The 18061-nt window shown below is 65.0% G+C and carries 18 protein-coding genes; 12 read left to right on the top strand and 6 right to left on the bottom strand.

The genetic code is table 11. The features are described 5' to 3' along the window. The 4 genes from RMCN_RS00835 to RMCN_RS00820 form a co-directional block, all read right to left on the bottom strand. Entirely contained in the window at positions 1-1221 is a 1221-nt protein-coding gene (locus tag RMCN_RS00835; protein ID WP_082950697.1) for a CaiB/BaiF CoA transferase family protein, read from the bottom strand. Next, positions 1218-1976: an SDR family NAD(P)-dependent oxidoreductase gene (locus RMCN_RS00830; RefSeq protein ID WP_064414599.1), complete on the bottom strand. Its 759-nt coding sequence runs from the start codon at positions 1974-1976 to the stop codon at positions 1218-1220. Before RMCN_RS00830 ends, RMCN_RS00835 begins: the two co-directional genes overlap by 4 nt. A 19-nt stretch (positions 1977-1995) precedes the next feature. Then, positions 1996-3162 (bottom strand): acyl-CoA dehydrogenase family protein, encoded by a 1167-nt coding sequence (locus tag RMCN_RS00825; RefSeq protein WP_064350243.1) that lies wholly within the window; start codon positions 3160-3162, stop codon positions 1996-1998. Positions 3163-3301: 139 nt separating this feature from the next. Then, complete coding sequence (locus tag RMCN_RS00820) at positions 3302-4597, bottom strand: amidohydrolase family protein (RefSeq protein ID WP_067386543.1); 1296 nt, start codon at positions 4595-4597, stop codon at positions 3302-3304. Positions 4598-4857: 260 nt separating this feature from the next. Here RMCN_RS00820 and RMCN_RS00815 point away from each other — a divergent pair, with 260 nt between their 5' ends. The 8 genes from RMCN_RS00815 (at position 4858) to RMCN_RS00780 (ending at position 11714) form a co-directional block, all read left to right on the top strand. Then, positions 4858-5397 (top strand): carboxymuconolactone decarboxylase family protein, encoded by a 540-nt coding sequence (locus RMCN_RS00815; protein WP_067386883.1) that lies wholly within the window; start codon positions 4858-4860, stop codon positions 5395-5397. Between the two features lie 6 nt (positions 5398-5403). Continuing rightward, positions 5404-6744, top strand: coding sequence for an aromatic ring-hydroxylating oxygenase subunit alpha (locus RMCN_RS00810; protein ID WP_067386540.1), 1341 nt, complete (start codon positions 5404-5406; stop codon positions 6742-6744). Further along, positions 6737-7066: a hypothetical protein gene (locus RMCN_RS00805; RefSeq protein ID WP_067386538.1), complete on the top strand. Its 330-nt coding sequence runs from the start codon at positions 6737-6739 to the stop codon at positions 7064-7066. The genes RMCN_RS00810 and RMCN_RS00805 overlap by 8 nt, the downstream gene beginning before the upstream one ends. 2 nt (positions 7067-7068) lie before the next feature. Then, on the top strand, positions 7069-8292 hold the full coding sequence (locus tag RMCN_RS00800) for a metal-dependent hydrolase family protein (RefSeq protein WP_067386536.1): 1224 nt from the start codon (positions 7069-7071) through the stop codon (positions 8290-8292). After that, positions 8279-8707, top strand: a complete 429-nt coding sequence (locus tag RMCN_RS00795; protein ID WP_064346538.1) for a nuclear transport factor 2 family protein — start codon at positions 8279-8281, stop codon at positions 8705-8707. The genes RMCN_RS00800 and RMCN_RS00795 overlap by 14 nt, the downstream gene beginning before the upstream one ends. Next, entirely contained in the window at positions 8704-9843 is a 1140-nt protein-coding gene (locus RMCN_RS00790) for an acyl-CoA dehydrogenase family protein (protein ID WP_067386534.1), read from the top strand. Before RMCN_RS00795 ends, RMCN_RS00790 begins: the two co-directional genes overlap by 4 nt. A 36-nt stretch (positions 9844-9879) precedes the next feature. Then, complete coding sequence (locus tag RMCN_RS00785) at positions 9880-10647, top strand: acyl-CoA dehydrogenase family protein (RefSeq protein WP_064346555.1); 768 nt, start codon at positions 9880-9882, stop codon at positions 10645-10647. 179 nt (positions 10648-10826) lie between these two features. Then, complete coding sequence (locus RMCN_RS00780; RefSeq protein WP_067386532.1) at positions 10827-11714, top strand: type IV toxin-antitoxin system AbiEi family antitoxin; 888 nt, start codon at positions 10827-10829, stop codon at positions 11712-11714. A gap of 68 nt (positions 11715-11782) precedes the next feature. On the opposite strand, the gene RMCN_RS00775 is transcribed toward RMCN_RS00780, so the two are convergent. Continuing rightward, positions 11783-12565, bottom strand: coding sequence for an enoyl-CoA hydratase (locus tag RMCN_RS00775; protein ID WP_064346535.1), 783 nt, complete (start codon positions 12563-12565; stop codon positions 11783-11785). 12 nt (positions 12566-12577) lie between these two features. Then, positions 12578-13753 carry an acyl-CoA dehydrogenase family protein gene (locus tag RMCN_RS00770; RefSeq protein ID WP_067386530.1) on the bottom strand — a complete coding sequence of 392 codons (1176 nt, stop codon included), beginning with the start codon at positions 13751-13753 and terminating at the stop codon, positions 12578-12580. A 122-nt stretch (positions 13754-13875) separates the two neighbouring features. Here RMCN_RS00770 and RMCN_RS00765 point away from each other — a divergent pair, with 122 nt between their 5' ends. From RMCN_RS00765 to RMCN_RS00750, 4 genes are all read left to right on the top strand, one after another. Continuing rightward, positions 13876-14592 (top strand): TetR/AcrR family transcriptional regulator, encoded by a 717-nt coding sequence (locus RMCN_RS00765; protein ID WP_082680964.1) that lies wholly within the window; start codon positions 13876-13878, stop codon positions 14590-14592. A 311-nt stretch (positions 14593-14903) separates the two neighbouring features. Continuing rightward, the gene (locus RMCN_RS00760; protein WP_234787533.1) at positions 14904-16034 is read left to right on the top strand and encodes a cytochrome P450; all 1131 of its coding nucleotides are present in this window, start codon (positions 14904-14906) and stop codon (positions 16032-16034) included. A 40-nt stretch (positions 16035-16074) separates the two neighbouring features. Continuing rightward, the gene (locus RMCN_RS00755; protein WP_064424515.1) at positions 16075-16911 is read left to right on the top strand and encodes a mycofactocin-coupled SDR family oxidoreductase; all 837 of its coding nucleotides are present in this window, start codon (positions 16075-16077) and stop codon (positions 16909-16911) included. Positions 16912-16924: 13 nt separating this feature from the next. Continuing rightward, positions 16925-18004 carry a phosphotransferase gene (locus tag RMCN_RS00750; RefSeq protein ID WP_067386525.1) on the top strand — a complete coding sequence of 360 codons (1080 nt, stop codon included), beginning with the start codon at positions 16925-16927 and terminating at the stop codon, positions 18002-18004. Positions 18005-18061: the final 57 nt, after the last annotated feature.

Raw genomic sequence — 18061 nt, 5'->3', positions numbered from 1 at the left:
TCACTGGTACGCGGGCCCGATCACTCCGTCGGCACGTAGCCGCGCGAGATCCTCTGCCGTCAGCCCTAATTCACCCAGCACGGCATCGGTGTGCTGGCCCAAACCGGGTACCGCTCCCATCGGTTGCTCGAAGCCGGTGATCACCGGCGGGGGGCGCAGCGCGCGGATGTCACCCTTGGGGGTGGCGACAGTGCGCCACCGGTCCCGAGCGGTGAGGTGGGGGTGTGCGACGACCTCGCTGGGCAGGTTGTACCGCGAGTTGCCGATCCCGGCGTCGTCGGCGATCTTCTGGATCTCGGCGAGATCACGCTGGGCACACCACGATCCGATGGCTTCCTCCAAGATCTCGCGGTGGGCGCAGCGGTCAGGGTTGGTGGCGAAGCGGGGATCCTCGGCGAGGTCGGGGCGGTCGATGATCTCGCGGGCCACCCGCTGCCACTCCCGGTCGTTGGTCGTGCCGAGCACCACCGTCTGACCGTCGCGCGTCGGAAACGCCCCGTACGGCGCGACGGCGGGTGAGCCGACGCCGAGCGGTTCCTGGTCGATGCCCGAATGCTGGGTGTATGTCAACTGATAACCCATCACGTCGGTCATCACGTCGAACAGGCTCAGCGCAACCGACTGGCTCGCGGCCCCGGCATTGCCCCTGCCTCGTCCGACCAGAAGCGCCAGGATGGAGATCGCCGCGTACAGGCCCGTCGAGAAATCGGCCATCGCGGGTCCCGGTTTGGCCGGCATCCCCGGGTAGCCCGTGACCGCGCACGATCCCGACTCCGCCTGCACGAGAAGGTCGTAGGCACGCTTGTGGGAGATCGGACCGCCGGGGCCGTAACCGTCGATCTCGACCGGAATCACGTTGGGATGACGCGTCGCGAGGTCACTGGGAGCCAAGCCCATCCGCGCGGTGGCACCCGGCGCGAGGTTCGACACGAACGCGTCCGCCCGGTCCAACAGGCGGTGCAGAAGGTCGATACCCTCGGGCGCTTTGGTGTTCAGCGTCACCGACTCCTTGCCGCGGTTGGCCCAGACGAAGTGCGCGGCCAAACCACCGGGCCCGTTAACGACGTCGTCGTAGTCGCGGGCGAAATCGCCGCCGTTGGGGTTCTCCACCTTGATCACGCGGGCCCCGAAGTCGGCGAGCACCCGGGTGCACATCGGCGCGGCCACGGCCTGCTCCATCGCGACGACCGTGACGCCGCTCAGTGGCGCTGGGGCGCTCACATGACCATTCCGCCGTCGACCGGCAGCACCTGTCCGGTGATGTAGGACGCGGCATCGGACGCCATGAACACGAACGCGCCCGCGACCTCCTCCGGGTCCGCCCACCGCTTCATCGGGATCCGGTTCATCATGTTCGCCGAGAACTTCTCATTGGTGCGGATCGTCTCGGTCATCGGCGTCGCGGCCAGCGGCGCCAGCGCGTTGACCATGATCTTCTTGGTCGCCAGTTCGCGCGCAAGGGATTTGGTGAACCCGATGATGCCCGCCTTGGCCGCCGAGTAGTTGACCTGGCCCAGCGTGCCGGTCAGCCCGGCCGCCGAGGTGACGTTGACGATACGGCCGGTGCCGTCGGTCGGGATGTGCGGCAGCGCGGCCTGGGTGACGTTGAACGCGCCCATCACGTGGATGTCGAACAACAGCCGGAACGACTCCTGCGTCGTCTTCTCGAACATCGCGGGCTTGGTGACGCCCGCGTTGTTGATCAGGATGTGTAGGGCGCCGTCGGTCAGCGCCGCCGCCTGCGCGGCCGCCGCGTCGGCGGAGTCCCGGTCGGAGACGTCCAGCGCGGCGGACTCCGCACGGCCGCCGCCGGCTGAAATCCGTTCGGCGACAGCGGCTGCGGCGTCCTTGTCCAGGTCGGTGACGAGGACCGCGGCGCCCGCGTCGGCGAGCGCCTGTGCGACGGCCGAGCCGATGCCGCCCGCGGCGCCGGTCACCAGCGCAGAACGGCCGGACAGGTCGAAATAGTTCACCATCGGTAGTCGTGCTCCTCCGTCAGTAGCTGCGCGGCAGTCCGAGGACATGCTCGCCGAGGAAGTTGAGGATCATCTCCTGGCTCACGGGCGCGATCTTCATCAGCCGCGACTCGCGGAAGTAGCGGGAGACGTGATACTCCTCGGAATAGCCCATGCCTCCGTGCAATTGCAGGGCCCGGTCGGCGGCGCCGAAGCCGGCGTCGGCGCACAGGTATTTGGCCGTATTGGCTTCGCGCCCACACGGTTTGCCGTTGTCATAGAGCCAGGTGGCCTTGCGCAACACCAACTCGGCCGCGTCGAGCCGGGCCAGCGAGTCGGCCAGCGGGAACTGCAGGCCCTGGTTCATGCCGATCGGCCGGTTGAACACATGCCGCTCGTTGCCGTACTTCACGGCCTTCTCCAACGCCACCCGGCCGATGCCCAGCGCCTCGGCCGCGATCAGCATCCGCTCGGGGTTGAGGCCGTCGAGGATGTACTTGAAGCCCTTGCCTTCTTCTCCGACGCGGTGCTCGACGGGCACCATCAGGTCGTCGATGAACACCTCGTTGGAGCTGACCGCGTTGCGTCCCATCTTCTTGATCGGCCGGATGTCGACGTGGTCGGGATCGAGGTCGGTCAGGAACAGCGTCATCCCGTCGGTCTTCTTGGTGACCTCGTCAAAAGGCACAGTCCTGGTCAGCAGCAGGATCTTCTCGGACTCCAGCGCTTTGGAGATCCAGACCTTGCGGCCGTTGATCCGGTACTTGTCGCCTTCCCGCTTGGCGAAGGTGGTGATGCGCGAGGTGTCCAGCCCCGCACCGGGTTCGGTGACGCCGAAGCAGACGTGCAGATCACCGTTGACGATGCGCGGCAGCGTCTCGGCCTTGAGCTCGTCGGAGCCGTGCTTGACGACGGGCTGCATCCCGAAGATCGACAGGTGAATGGCGCTGGCACCGTTCATCGCGGCCCCGGAGCGCGACACCTCTTCGAGCAACAGCGTGGCCTCGGTGATGCCCAGACCGTGCCCGCCGTACTCCTCGGGGATGGTCATGCCGAGCCAGCCGCCCTTGGCGATCGCGTCGTAGAACTCCCGCGGGAACTCGTGTGCGAGATCCTTTTCCATCCAGTAGTGGTCGTCGAACTTGCTCGCCAACTCACGAACGGACTTGCGGATCAGCTCCTGGTCCTCGGTCAGCTCGAAACTCATCCCGCCAGGCACGGTGGTTCTCCTCTTGTCATCGTTCCGCAGAACAGTGCGCCGGCGCGTGAACGCAGCTTCCGCACCGGCGCACTCGAAGACGCTGCTTCCGACCCCGTGGCCGGACCTCCCGATACTTGCAGACCTCTCAGTCCGTGTTGCCGGACACCTGCTTGGCGCTGGCCGCGAAGTCCGCGAACGACGCGCCGGTCTTTTCCTTCTTTGACAGGGCTTGGATGGAGACGTCGTGTCCTTCGGCGGCCTTGCGCAGGGCACCCACGGTGGCCTGTTCGCGCGTCATGTGGGTGAACGGGTCCCAGTGATACCAGCGCATCGCGTTCTCGAAGGTCATCTTGTTGATCTCGTCGTCGGGCACATTGTTGGCGGTGAGTACCTCGTCGAGCTGCTCGGGAGCCCCGGGCCACATCGAGTCGCTGTGCGGGTAATCGGCCTCCCAGCAGATGTTGTCGATGCCGATCGCATTGCGGGTGGCCACCCCCACCGGATCGGCGATGAAACAGGTCAAGAAGTGCTCACGGAACACCTCACTGGGCAGCTTGCCGCCGAAGTCCTGACCCGTCCACGTCGAATGCATCTCAAAGGTGCGATCCACCCGCTCCAAAAAGTACGGAATCCAGCCCGTACCGCCTTCGGACAGCGCGATCTTAAGCGTCGGGTACTCCTTGATCGGGCGCGACCACAACAGGTCCGCGGCGGCTTGCACGATGTTCATCGGCTGCAAGGTGATCATCACATCCATCGGCGCATCCGGGGCGGTGATCGCCAACCGGCCCGAGGAACCGATGTGCACGTTGAGCACGGTTTCGGTGTCCACCAGCGCATCCCACATCGGCTTCCAATGCTCGAAGTCATGAAAACTCGGATACCCCATGGCCGCCGGGTTCTCGCTGAACGTCAACGAATGCACACCGCGCTCAGCGTTGCGCCGGATCTCCTTGGCGCACTCGACCGGATCCCAGATCACCGGCAGCGTCATCGGGATGAACCGCGCCGGATAGGCCCCACACCACTCCTCGACGTGCCAGTCGTTGTAGGCCTTCACCAATGCCAGCGAGAACTCCTGATCCTCAGTGGCAAACAACCGACCCGCAAAACCGGGAAACGACGGAAAACACATCGAACCCAGGATGCCGCCGGCGTTCATGTCCTTGACCCGCTCATCAACCTGCCAACAGCCCGGGCGGATCTCATCCAGACCCTGCGGCTCCAGCCCGTACTCCTCCTTGGGGCGCCCCGCCACCGCATTGAGCGCCACATTCGGGATCACCGTGTCGCGGAACTGCCAGGTATCCGACCCATCCGGGTTGTGCACCAACCGCGGCGCCTCATCGATGTACTTCTTGGGCAGATGATTCTTGAACATATCGGGCGGTTCGACGATGTGATCATCAACGCTGATCAAGATCATCTCGTCCTTGTTCATGCCCGTTCCTTTCGTCGCGTCCCCCGAGGCTAGCTATCAGGACCTTGCTCAATGTGAGGAAACTATCTTCTCACCCTACGAGAATCAATGTCCGAAAGCCACCCTATGCCCTCCTGTCAGGGCAGTTGGCCTCCGCGAGACACCCCCGTGACCACCGTCGATGACGTCCCGCATTGACCATCGGCGCGAAAGGTGGAAATCTATTGGCGAAATATGAGAACCTGATTCTCATCACCGAGAGCACACCGGAAGGAGGCGCCTTGCGCGTGCCGCCGCTACCCGCGCAGGAGTGGGACGAAGCCGTCTACGAGGCCCTGTCCAACATGTCTCCCGAACGGCGCAATCCCGAACTGGCGGGCAACCTGCTGGCGACGATGGTCCGCCATCCGAAGCTGACCCGCGCCTTCCTGCGGTTCAACTTCCACCTGCTCTACGGGTCGACGCTGCCGCCGCGGTTGCGGGAGTTGGCGGTGCTGCGCGTCGCACATCTGACCAATTGCGAATACGAGTGGCGGCACCACGTCGAGATGGGCCGCGACGAAGGCCTGACGGACGACGTCATCGACGCCCTCCAGCGCGGCGAGGCATCAGATGAACTCGACCGGGCCGTACTGCATGCGGTCGACGACCTCCAAGCCCACGCCACCATCTCCGACGCAACGTGGGCCGCATTGTCCGAACACCTCGAGGAACGTCAACTGATGGACCTCGTCTTCACCATCGGCTGCTATGGCGCACTCGCCATGGCCATCAACACTTTCGGCGTAGAACCAGACACCGAAAATCTCGCAGAGAGGTAGATAACCGTGGCGTTTTTCCCCAAACCAGCCGAGGGCAGCTGGACCGAGCACTGGCCTGAACTCGGTACCGCTCCGGTCAACTACGAGGACTCGATCGATCCCGAGCACTGGAAGCTGGAGCAGCAGGCCATCTTCCGCAAGACTTGGCTGCAGATGGGCCGGATCGAGCTGATTCCCAAGAAGGGCAGTTACATCACCCGTGAGCTGCCGTCGGTCGGCCCGGGCACATCGATCGTCATCGTCAACGATGGCGATGAGATCCGCGCCTTCTATAACCTGTGCCGCCATCGCGGCAACAAGCTGGTGTGGAACGACTATCCCGGCGAAGAAGTCTCGGGCACCTGCCGTCAGTTCGTGTGCAAGTACCACGCCTGGCGCTACAACCTCAAGGGCGACCTGACGTTCATTCAGCAGGAGCAAGAGTTCTTCGATATCGATAAGGCCGACTACCCACTCAAGCCGGTGCGCTGCGAGGTATGGGAGGGCTTCATCTTCGTCAACTTCGACGACGACGCGGTCTCGCTCGAGGAGTATCTGGGCGAGTTCGGGCAGGGACTGAAGGGTTATCCCTTCCATGAGATGACCGAGCACTACAGCTACCGCGCAGAGATCAAGTCGAACTGGAAGCTGTTCATCGACGCATTCGTCGAGTTCTACCACGCGCCGATCCTGCACATGAAGCAGGCGGAGAAGGAGGAGGCCGAGAAGCTGGCCAAATTCGGCTTCGAGGCGCTGCACTACGACATCAAGGGTGATCATTCGATGATCTCGTCCTGGGGTGGCATGAGCCCGCCGAAGGACCTGAAGATGGTCAAACCCATCGAGCGCATTCTGCACAGCGGCCTGTTCGGGCCGTGGGATCGCCCCGACATCAAGGGCATCCTGCCCGACGAACTACCACCGGCGATCAATCCCGGCCGTCATGCGACGTGGGGCCAAGACTCATTCGAGTTCTTCCCGAACTTCACGCTGCTCTTCTGGGTGCCGGGTTGGTATCTGACGTACAACTACTGGCCGACTGGTGTGGACACCCACATCTTCGAGGCGGACCTGTACTTCGTGCCACCAAAGAACCTGCGCGAGCGGCTCTCTCAAGAATTGGCCGCGGTGACGTTCAAGGAGTACGCGTTCCAGGACGCCAACACACTGGAAGCCACGCAGACGCAGATCGGCACCCGTGCCGTTCTCGACTTCCCGCTGTGCGACCAGGAAATCCTGCTGCGACACCTGCACCACACCGCCCACAAGTACGTCGATCGGTACAAGGAGTCGCTGGCGAGCGGAAATCGCGCCGGGGCGAACGGCGCAGCTCACGCCAAGACCCATAAGGAGGGAGCAAATGTCTAAGCTGCCTGAGGAGTTCGCGGACCTCGAGCGGTTCAGCGACTGGTGCCTGCCCACCGAGGAGGAGCGTTACCAGAAGCGGCTGAACTCCACGATGGAAGAGATGCAGGAACTGTACGACGCGGGCATGGCTAGGCTCGAGGACATCATGGTCTACGTCGACGCCCGCTTCCCGCTCAAGGGGATGCCGGACGATGCCAAGGCGCTGGTGCACCTCGGTCAGTCGATCGTCATGGTGAGCTTCCCCGTTGAGGTGTGGAAGCAGCCCCGCGTACTCGACAGCGGCGCCGCATATATCAAGCTCATCAAGGAGCCGGTGGTTTAGGAGTGCTGACCCTCAAAGCGGCGGGTCTGCTCGACGTCGACGCCGGACAGATCGTCCGGCCGGGCATCGTTCGGATCGACGGCGACCGCATCGTCGGCCTCGGCGGTGCGGCCGACGGCGAGGGTGAGGTCATCGATCTCGGTGACGCCATCCTGCTGCCCGGCCTGATGGACATGGAGGTCAACCTCCTAATGGGTGGCCGGGGCGAGAACCCCGGCCTATCCCAGGTCCAAGACGATCCCGCGACGCGGGTGCTGCGGGCCGTCGGCAATGCCCGGCGCACATTGCGGGCCGGTTTCACCACGGTTCGCAACCTCGGGTTGTTCGTCAAGACCGGCGGGTACCTGCTCGACGTCGCGTTGGGCAAGGCGATCGACGCGGGCTGGATCGACGGTCCGCGGGTGATCCCGGCCGGTCACGCGATCACCCCGACCGGCGGCCACCTCGACCCGACGATGTTCGCCGCATTCATGCCCGGCGCACTGGAGCTGACCATCGAGGAGGGCATCGCCAACGGCGTCGACGAGATCCGCAAGGCGGTGCGCTACCAGATCAAGCACGGCGCGCAGCTCATCAAGGTCTGCGTGTCCGGCGGTGTGATGTCGTTGACCGGAGAGGCTGGCGCGCAACACTATTCGGATGAGGAACTGCGGGCCATCGTCGACGAGGCGCACCGGCGTGGCTTGAAGGTGGCCGCGCACACCCACGGAGCCGAGGCGGTCAAGCACGCCGTCGCGTGCGGTATCGACTGCATCGAGCACGGCTTCCTGATGGACGACGAAGCCATCCAGATGCTCGTCGACAACGACCGGTGGCTCGTGACCACGCGCCGCCTCGCCGAGGCCATGGATGTGTCCCGTGCTCCGAAAGCCCTGCAGGACAAGGCCGCCGAGATGTTTCCGAAGGCGCGCACATCCATCAAGGCCGCTTACGAGGCAGGCGTGAAGATCGCCGTCGGCACCGATGCCCCGGCGATCCCCCACGGCAAGAACGCCGACGAGCTCGTCACGTTGGTGGATTGGGGTATGCCACCCGCGGCCGTGTTGCGCGCGGCCACCGTCGTCGCCGCCGATCTGATCGACAGAAGCGACCTGGGCCGCATCGCCGAGGGGTACCTCGCGGACATCATCGCGGTGCCCGGGGATCCCCTCGTCGATATCAGTGTTACACGCGATGTCAGTTTTGTAATGAAGGGCGGTAAGGTCTTCCGACATGACTCGAACTGACGACCTCGTCGAGATCCAGCAGCTGCTGGCCAAGTACGCCGTCACCATCACCCAGGGCGATATCGAGGGGCTGACTTCGGTGTTCACCCCGGACGGGACGTACAGCGCGTTCGGCTCCACGTACACGCTGAACCGCTTCCCCGAACTCGTCGAAGCCGCGCCCAAGGGTCTGTTCATGACCGGCACGTCACTGGTGCATCTGGATCCGGACGACCCCGACAAGGCGTCGGGGACCCAGCCGCTGTGCTTCATCGAGCACTCCAAACACGACATGCGCATCGGCTACTACAACGACACCTACGTCCGCACCGATGACGGCTGGCGGCTGAAAACCCGTGCCATGACGTTCATTCGGCGCAGCGGTGACCACGACTCCGGCCGCCCACACGCGATCGGGAGGCCCGAAGCTGGATGAGTGACGACCTCTTCGAGCCCGCCACATTCCGTACCAGGCTGCGGGAATGGCTGGACGCCAGATTCGATTCCGGTGAACTGACCCCGCTCACCGACGACCATTCGCTCGACGCGCATCAAGCCCAGCACCTGCGGGTGCTCAAGGCGCTGTACGACGCCGACTGGATGCGTTACGGCTGGCCGGAGTCGGCCGGCGGGCTCGGCGGACCCGATATCCTGCGCGCCATCGTCGGCGAGGAGGTCGTCGGACGCGGTCTCGACCACCCGGGACCGTATTCGATGCTCGACGTGCTCACGCCGACCATGATCGACTACGCCCGGCCGGAACTGGCCGCTGAGATGGTGCCGCGGCTGCTCTCGGGTGAAGAGTCGTGGTGTCAGGGTTTTTCCGAACCCGGTTCGGGCAGCGACCTGGCGTCGTTGACCACCCGCGCTGTGCCACAGGGCGACAACTGGGTGGTCAACGGCCAGAAGGTGTGGACCAGCTTCGCCCAGTACGCCACCCGCTGCATCCTGCTCACCCGCACCGGTGACGCGAATACGCCCAACCACGAGGCGATCACCGCATTCTTCGTCGACCTCGACTCCCCGGGTGTCTCGGTGCGGCCGCTGCGCACCATGCATGACGTCGATGAGTTCTGCGAGGTGTACTTCGACGACGTCGTGGTGCCCGCGGATCGCATGCTGGGCAACCCCGGAGACGGTTGGAAACTGGCGATGGACCTGCTCCCCTACGAGCGTTCCACCTGCTTCTGGCAGCGCATCGCCTACCTGTACTCGCGGTTCGACGACCTCGTCAACGAAGTCAAAGGACTTGGCACCGCCTCAGATTCGGATCTCGGCGAGGTGTACCTGGCGCTGCACACGTTGCGCTGCCGTTCGCGCGCGACCCAGCACCGGCTGGGCGAGGGACAGAAACTGGGTGCGGACACCTCGATCGACAAGGTGTTGCTGGCGGGCGCCGAGCAGCGGCTCTACGACACCGTGCGCGACCTGTTGCCGGGGCGCATCGAACTCGAAGACAACGTATGGCGGACCGAGTACCTGTATTCGCGGGCCGCGAGCATCTACGGCGGCACCGCCGAGGTGCAACGCAACATCATCGCCCGTCGCCTGCTCGATCTCGGTAAGGAGTGAGGAGTGGAATCCGGTTTGGACGCCGAATCACTGGCGATGCTCGAAGACACCCTGCGCAAGACGATGCTGTCCGCCTCGGGAGCCGAGCTGGACGCGGCGCTGGCGGAGCTGGGCTGGGCCGAGATGCTGGCGGACGCGCCCGACCAGGCGATTCCGCTGGTGTTCCGCCTGCTAGGCGAAACCGGTTCGCACGCTTCGGTTCTCAACGATGTGCTGTTGGAGACCATCGGCGGCCTGCCCGGTGGTACACCGCCGATGCCCTACACCGGCGGCAGCTGGGTGGTCTGGGAGCGCACGGCCAACACCGAGCCGACGCTGGGTGACCTGCCGTTGCGCCGGGTGCCCGACGGCGAGTTGATGCGAATGGGCGAGGCGCGTCGCGCGGTGGGCTGGTGGCTGGTCGGATCCGCACGCGGAATGCTCGCACTGGCCCGTCAGCACGCGTTGGACCGCGTCCAGTTCGGTAAGCCGATCGCGTCGTTCCAGGCCATCCGGCACCGGTTGGCCGAGACGCTCGTAGCGATCGAAGGCGCCGAGGCGACGCTGGGTCTGCCCGGTACGGAAAGCGCGGACCTCACGGCGATGCTGGCCAAGGCGGCCGCGGGCAAGGCGGCGATGACGGCGGCCAAGCACTGCCAGCAGGTGCTCGGCGGCATCGGCTTCACCGCCGAACATGATCTGCACCGGCACATCAAACGGGCCCTGGTGCTGGACGGATTGCTCGGCAGCTCACGCGAACTCACCAAGAGAGCCGGAGCCGGCCTGCGGGCAAGAGGCTCGGTCCCCCGCCTCGCCCACCTCTAGTTCATTCCGCGAGCTCCCCCTCCTTTTGGCGCGAGCGTGCGTGTTTGCACACGACACGCCGCGGAATATCAACACTTTGCGCGCGTTCGGCGCCACCGACTGTGCACAAAGGCGGTTTCATCCACAGACGGTGTTCTTTGCGTCCGAGCTGTTGACGCGTCGGCGCGAGGATTGCCGCCATGGATACCGCCCTGAGGCAGTTGTTCGACGAGCAAGGTGGCGTGGCGACCAGCGCCCAGATCCTGGCGATCATTCCGAGATACACATTCGAATCAGTGCTGAAAGCCAAGTATCTCGAGCGAATCTGGCACGGGATCTACTGTCTCGGAGAGCCAACGGACGAGCTACGGCTGCGCGGACTGGACCTGTCGTGTGGCACGACGGTACCGGTGTGCCTGTCGACCGCCGCGGCCCTGTTCGGCTTTGACACCGAAGGGCCTCCCGCACTTCACGTTCTCAATCCCCCCGGCCACCAGCTGCGCCCGGCCGACGGTCTTGTCGTGCACCGCCGGAAAGGCGCACCGCTGGTCCACACCGCCGACCGGATCGCGACGTCACCGGCATGGACCGCGATCGAAGTGGCCCGCGCTTTGCGACGGCCCCGCGCACTCGCAACGCTCGATGCCGCGCTCCGCTCCGGCACATGCACCCGGGCTGAGTTGTGGCGCGCGGCAATTCGACAGGCCGGCCGGCGCGGCATTGTCGCGGTGCGCGACCTACTTCCTCTCGCCGACGGACGCGCCGAATCCCCGATGGAAAGTGAAGCGCGGCTGGCAATGATCGACGGTGGATTGCCGATGCCCGAACTGCAGTACGAGGTCGTCGACGGCAACGGACAACTGCGACGTCTCGACTTCGCATGGCCGGATTGTCATGTCGCGGTCGAGTACGACGGCATCGATTGGCACACCGATCCCGACGTGCTGCGCAATGACCGCCGACGCCAACTCGCCCTGCAGGACGTCGGCTGGACCGTCATCGCGATCGTCTCAGACGACGTGCGGCACCGGGCGGCGGACTTCGTAGGCAGGATCGACCGACAGCTCCGTCACGCTCGCGCCGCGTGAGCGCGCGCAAAGTGTCGAAATCTGGCTGTGTGTCGCGCGCAGACACGCACGCTCGCGCCAACAAGGAATTACTGGATGCTGGCCTTCATCTCGTCGAGGTTCACCAGCACCGGCCATCCGCCGACGCTGAGCGCGTTGCCGTGGCCGGTCTGGTGGATGTCGAACACCGACTGGATGGCGGCGTAGAACCCCTGCACGTCGAGCGTCTGGTTCACCGCACGTTTGGCCTGGCGCAGCGCAAACGGTGACATCTTCGCGATCTGTTCGGCCATCGCCCTGGTTTCCGAGTCGAGCTGATCGCGCGGCACCACTTTGTTCACCATGCCGGTGGCAGCGACCTCCTCGGCCGTCATCGCGCGGCCGGTGAACAGGATCTCCTTGGCCTTGCGCGGCCCGAGTTCCCATGTGTGGCCGTGGTATTCGACACCGCCGATGCCCATCAGCACCACCGGGTCGGAGAACTGGGCGTCGTCGGCCGCGATGATCAGATCGCACGGCCAGCACAACAGCAGCCCACCGGAGATGCAGCGCCCCTGCACCGCGGCGATCGAGGGCTTGGGCACATTGCGCCAGCGCAGCGTGTACTCCAGATAGCGCTTCGCTTCATGCTGGATGATGAATTCCAGCGTGATCTTGTCCGGTACCGGTCCCCCGCCGCGCAGGTCGTGCCCGGCCGAGAAGTGCTTCCCGTTGGCGCGCAACACGATCACCGACACCTCGGGATCCTCTGCCGCGCGGGTCCACGCCCCGTCGAGTTCGTCGAGCAGTTCCGGGTTCTGGGCGTTGGCGGCCTCGGGCCGGTTCAACGTGATGGTCGCGATGCGGTCGGCGACCTCGTATTCGATGTACATGGTGCAGCCCTTCTAGTTTCGCGGCAGTCCCAGCAGTCGCTGGGCGATGATGTTGCGTTGGATCTCTGAGGTGCCGCCGGCAATCGTGCCGCCGAATGTGCGAACGTACCGCTCGAACCAGCCGCACCGGTACAGCTCGAGATGCTGTGCGCTGTAGGGCCCCGAGAACGTCGGATGGGCCAACGCGTCGACCCCCGCCGCGTCCACCGCGTACTCGGCCGCCGACTGCGACGCCTCCGAGCCGAGGAGTTTGAGCACCGACAGAGCGGGCACATCCTCATCGCCGCGGGCGGCACGCGCGAGTGCCACCGAACCGAGCAGGCGCAGCGCCTGGTTGTCCATCACCAGCCCGGCGTACCGGTCGCGATCGAGTGCGGAGGTGGGACGGAAATCCTCGACCAGCTCCTGCAGGCGGTCCGCATAGCTGAGCCACAACATGTTTCGCTCATGCCCGAGCGAACCGTTGGCGACCCGCCAACCCTCGTTCAGCGGTCCGATCAAATTCTCCGCGGGCACCCGCACGTCGTTGAAGAAGACCTCGTTGAAATCGAGGTCATCGGCGTCACACAGCGACGCGAACGGGCGCCGCACCACGCCCGGCAGGTCCGTCGGGATCATCAGCACGCTGATGCCCTTGTGCTTGGGCGCCTTCGGATCGGTACGAACGAAAGTCAGCAGGACGTCGGCGTCGTGCGCCCCCGAGGTCCACACCTTCTGCCCATTGACGACGAAGTGGTCCCCGTCCTGCACCGCGGCGGTCCGCAGCGACGCGAGATCCGAGCCGGCGCCCGGCTCGCTCATCCCGAGCGACGCGGTGATCTCGGCGCGCAGGATCGGGATCGCCCAACGGCGCTGTTGTTCGGGCGTGCCGAACGAGATCAACGACGCAGAGATGATGCCCACGCCCTGCGGGTTGTAGGTCAAATACACGCGCCGACGTGCCAGTTCCTGCTGATGGACGTACTGCTGCAGGATCGTCGCGTTGCGCCCGCCGAATTCCGGCGGATAGCCGGGCAGCAGCCAGCCGTGGTCGAACATCAGCCGCTGCCAGTCTCGAGCCCAGCCCGGCACGTCGCTGCTGGACCGCGAGCGCTCGAGCGCCACGTCATCGGAGGGAAGATGTTCGTCGAGGAAGGCGTTGAATTCGGCGCGGAACGCCTCGACATCAGCATCGAAAGTGAGCTGCACGGGACTCCCGCCGGATCAAATCTTTGGTAGGACTATTGTTATCTCCAAAATGAGAATACTATTCTCATCGTGAGAAAGTTACAATCTCTGACACGTTGGCCGCGAGGGGGTCGAGGACCGCAATGGCGAGACGTTCTCCGGTACAGTCAGTTCATGTTCTCCCCACCCGGCCGGCGTCTGAGCCACCGGTGACAAGCCCCAGCGAAGAGCCCGCCTGGAAGCAGCGTGCGGTCGAACGGTCGATCAAAACGGCGAAGCTCCGGGCCGCGCAACGCGTGCAGCGCTTCCTGGACGCCGCTCAGGCGATCATCATCGAAAAAGGCAGCACCGACTTCACCGTCCAAGAGGTCGTCGACCGCTCGCGGCAGTCGCTACGCAGCTTCTACCTGCAGTTCGACGGTAAGCATGAGCTGCTGCTGGCGCTTTTCGAGGATGCACTGAGCCGGTCGGCCGACCAGATCCGCGCCGCCACCACCACCGAGGACGAGCCGATCGAGCGACTCAAGGTCGCCGTGCAGCTGCTCTTCGAATCCTCGCGTCCGGACCCGACCGCCAAGCGCCCGCTGTTCACCGACTTCGCGCCTCGACTGCTGCTCTCGCACCCCGCCGAGGTCAAGGTCGCGCACGCACCACTGCTCGCGCTGCTGACGGAGCTGATGGAAGAGGCCGGCGAGGCGGGCCAGTTGCGGGAGGGCATCAACCCGAAGCGGATGGCGGCCATGACGATGCAGACCGTCATGTTCGTGGCGCAGTCCAACGGTGCCGAGGACGGCACAACCCACCCGATCACCGCCGACGAGGTCTGGGACTTCGTCTCGCACGGTTTTGCCGCCCAATAGGCGGAGAACTTCGTTCTCACGTCCGGCGCGAGAATCGCGTTCTCGGCTCCCAGCGCTGTACCCACGGGCGCCCGACACGCTCTGTGGAGAATCGGATTCTTCCCAACGAAGAGCTTAAATATTCCGTTTTGAATCCCGTATTGACACTCCTCCGGAGCGAATGCCAGAGTTGTGAGACAAATGCCAGCCCACTGTCTTATGCGACCTGACCGGCGAGAGGCGATCCGGTGACGATCAGCGCTGAAAATCCCGACGTGCACGAAGCGAAGCAAGACGCGTTGTACTACGACCCGTACAGCGTCGACCTCAACATGAACCCCTATGCGGTCTTCGCGCGTCTGCGTGAAGAGGCCCCGCTGTACTACAACGACAAGCACGACTTCTACGCGTTGAGCCGGTTCGAGGACGTCAACAAGGCCGTCATCGACCACCAGACCTTCATCTCTGGTCGCGGTGCGTTGCTCGAGATCATCAAGTCGGGCATGGAAATCCCCCCGGGCACACTGATTTTCGAAGACCCGCCGATCCACAACATCCACCGCAACCTGCTGTCCCGGGTGTTCACCCCGCGCAAAGTGCAGGCGCTGGAGCCTCAGATCCGCGAGTTCACCGCCCGTTGCCTGGACCCGTTGACCGGCACGGAGACGTTCGACTTCGTCCACGATCTCGGCGCGCAGATGCCGATGCGCGTCATCGGAATGCTGCTGGGCATACCGGAAGCCGACCAACGCCGCGTCACCGAGCACGGCGAGGCGACGCTGCAGAGCGACTCGGTCGATCTGTTGGCCACCGGCGAGGTGTTCGCCGAGTTCATCGACTACCGCACCGAGCACCCGTCCGACGACATCATGACCGACCTGCTCAATGCCGAGTTCGAGGACGAGACCGGCACCCGTCGCAGGCTGCGCCGTGAGGAACTGCTGATGTACCTGACGGTCATCGCCACCGCGGGCAGCGAAACCACGACACGCCTGATCGGTTGGGCGGGAAAGACGCTCGCCGACTACCCGGATCAGCGGGTCGAGTTGGCCGCAGACCCGAGCCTCATTCCGCAGGCGATCGAAGAGATCCTGCGCTGGGAACCGCCCGCGCTGCAGATCGCCCGTTACGTGACCCGTGATGTGGAGTACTACGGCCAGACGGTCCCCGAGGGATCGGCCATGCTGATGCTGGTGGGTGCGGCCAACCGCGACCATCGCCGCTTCCCGCCGGACGGCGACGTCTTCGATATCCACCGAGAGTTGCACTCACACATGACTTTCGGCGCCGGAACTCACTTCTGCATGGGTAACGCGCTCGCCCGACTGGAGGGCCGGATCGCGCTCGAGGAAATCCTCAAGAGATTCCCGACCTGGGAGGTCGACTGGCCCAACGCGCGCCCGTCGCAGACCACCGCGGTCCGCGGCTGGGAATCCATGCCCACCTTCGTGAACTCGAAATAGCACCGAGACCCCCTGTAACCACAACGAATTGAGGTAACCGATGACCGGACGCGTTGAAGGCAAGGTCGCTTTCATCACCGGCGCCGCCCGCGGCCAGGGCCGCGCACATGCCGTACGGCTGGCCCAGGAAGGCGCCGACATCATCGCCGTCGACATCTGCAAGCAGATCGACAGCGTGCAGATTCCACTGTCGACGCCCGAAGACCTTGCGGAAACCGCTGATCTGGTGAAGGGCCTCAACCGCCGCATCTACACCGCCGAGGTCGACGTCCGCGACTTCGACGCGCTCAAGGCCGCGGTCGACACCGGAGTCGAACAGCTCGGCCGGCTGGACATCATCGTCGCCAACGCCGGCATCGGCAACGGCGGCGCGACGCTGGACAAGACCAGCGAAGGTGACTGGACCGACATGATCGACGTCAACCTCGGCGGGGTCTGGAAGACCGTCAAAGCCGGTGTCCCGCACATCCTGGCCGGTGGCCGCGGCGGTTCGATCATTCTCACCAGTTCGGTCGGCGGCCTGAAGGCCTACCCGCACACGGGCCATTACGTCGCGGCGAAACACGGTGTGGTGGGCCTGATGCGGACGTTCGCGGTCGAGCTCGGCGCACAGAACATCCGGGTCAACTCCGTGCATCCGACCAACGTCAACACGCCGCTGTACATGAACGAGGGCACGATGAAGCTGTTCCGTCCCGACCTGGAGAACCCGGGCCCCGACGACATGAAGGTCGTTGCGCAGATGATGCACACGCTGCCGATCGGCTGGGTGGAGCCCGAGGACATCGCCAACGCGGTGCTGTTCCTGGCCTCCGACGAGAGCCGCTACATCACCGGCGTGACGCTGCCGGTCGACGGCGGCAGCTGCCTCAAGTAACGGGACCCGGCAGATGACCGCCGCCGAGCTGTCGCTTCCGCGCAGTTGGGAGGAGATGACGCCGGGGTGGATGACGGCGGTGCTCGGGAAGCACTTCCCGGGCGCCACCGTCGACACCGTCAGCGTCGCGCTGCGCGACGACGGCACCAACCGCCGGGCGCGGCTGGCGCTGAGGTATTCGGCGGGGTCGGGTCCGGCGACAGTGTTCGCCAAGGCCGTCGACCCCGACCACGCCGAACTCGTCGCACTCACCAGCGGCCTGTTCCACGAACCGCGGCTTTTCACTTCGGGGGTGTCACTGCCGCTGGACCATCCGACTGTCTACGCCGCGCTGATCGACGAGCCCGGCTCGAACTTCGTGATGATCATGGAGGACGTCGTCGCGCGCGGCGCCGACCCACGCGACTCCACCCGGCCGATGACGGTCGAGCAGGTCGCCAACGGCGTCCGCGGGCTGGCGCGCATGCACAGCCAGTTCTGGGGTGAGCGGCTGACCGCGAACCCGGCACTCGACTGGCTCGAGCCGTTCGTCGCTTTCGAAGGCCTCGAGCACGCCCCGCTGGACATCGCTCGTGAGCGACTGGGCAAGACGGTCTCTTCGGAGATCGTCGAGATGAGCGGCACAGAGCTTTTCGTCGACATCTGGGCCCGTTACATCGGCACCCTCACCGGAACTTCGAAGTCACCCGAGACCCTGCTGCACGGTGATCCGCACATCGGAAACACCTACGTGCTGCCCGATGACGACGTGGGGTTCCTGGACTGGCAGATGGCCCGACGCGGCAACTGGTCGCTGGATCTGGGCTACTTCGTGCAGGGTGCGTTGACGATCGAGGATCGCAGAAAAGCCGAGCGGGATCTGCTCGACGAGTACCGGGCCGCGCTCAGGCTGCCCGCCGACGAACTTCCGTCGGCCGAGGAGGTCTGGCTGCGCTACCGCGCGTCGGTCGCGCACGGACTGGCCATCTGGATGGCCACCCTCTCCGGGGGCGACGCCTGGCAGGGCGCGGACATCTGTTTAGCTCTGGCACAACGGTATTCGGCCGCGTTCATCGACCTCGACACCCGCGCCGCGCTGTCGGCCCTGGACTGACCGCGTCCAGCCCGTCACCTGAAACTGAAGGAGAAAAGGGTGACCCGTCTTCGGGAC

The sequence above is a fragment of the Mycolicibacterium novocastrense genome (genome assembly GCF_001570485.1).
Lineage (GTDB): Bacteria > Actinomycetota > Actinomycetes > Mycobacteriales > Mycobacteriaceae > Mycobacterium > Mycobacterium novocastrense.
Note: the sequence above shows the minus strand (reverse complement) of the source record. Positions and strands in the feature narration are given on the sequence as shown.

Excerpts from the sequence above, each read along its gene's own strand:
- RMCN_RS00830 (WP_064414599.1), bottom strand. The coding sequence starts at position 1,976 with ATGGTGAACTATTTCGACCTGTCCGGCCGTTCTGCGCTGGTGACCGGC.
- RMCN_RS00825 (WP_064350243.1), bottom strand. The coding sequence starts at position 3,162 with ATGAGTTTCGAGCTGACCGAGGACCAGGAGCTGATCCGCAAGTCCGTT.
- RMCN_RS00820 (WP_067386543.1), bottom strand. The coding sequence starts at position 4,597 with ATGAACAAGGACGAGATGATCTTGATCAGCGTTGATGATCACATCGTC.
- RMCN_RS00805 (WP_067386538.1), top strand. The coding sequence starts at position 6,737 with ATGTCTAAGCTGCCTGAGGAGTTCGCGGACCTCGAGCGGTTCAGCGAC.
- RMCN_RS00795 (WP_064346538.1), top strand. The coding sequence starts at position 8,279 with ATGACTCGAACTGACGACCTCGTCGAGATCCAGCAGCTGCTGGCCAAG.
- RMCN_RS00790 (WP_067386534.1), top strand. The coding sequence starts at position 8,704 with ATGAGTGACGACCTCTTCGAGCCCGCCACATTCCGTACCAGGCTGCGG.
- RMCN_RS00785 (WP_064346555.1), top strand. The coding sequence starts at position 9,880 with ATGCTCGAAGACACCCTGCGCAAGACGATGCTGTCCGCCTCGGGAGCC.
- RMCN_RS00780 (WP_067386532.1), top strand. The coding sequence starts at position 10,827 with ATGGATACCGCCCTGAGGCAGTTGTTCGACGAGCAAGGTGGCGTGGCG.
- RMCN_RS00775 (WP_064346535.1), bottom strand. The coding sequence starts at position 12,565 with ATGTACATCGAATACGAGGTCGCCGACCGCATCGCGACCATCACGTTG.
- RMCN_RS00765 (WP_082680964.1), top strand. The coding sequence starts at position 13,876 with ATGGCGAGACGTTCTCCGGTACAGTCAGTTCATGTTCTCCCCACCCGG.
- RMCN_RS00760 (WP_234787533.1), top strand. The coding sequence starts at position 14,904 with ATGAACCCCTATGCGGTCTTCGCGCGTCTGCGTGAAGAGGCCCCGCTG.
- RMCN_RS00755 (WP_064424515.1), top strand. The coding sequence starts at position 16,075 with ATGACCGGACGCGTTGAAGGCAAGGTCGCTTTCATCACCGGCGCCGCC.
- RMCN_RS00750 (WP_067386525.1), top strand. The coding sequence starts at position 16,925 with ATGACCGCCGCCGAGCTGTCGCTTCCGCGCAGTTGGGAGGAGATGACG.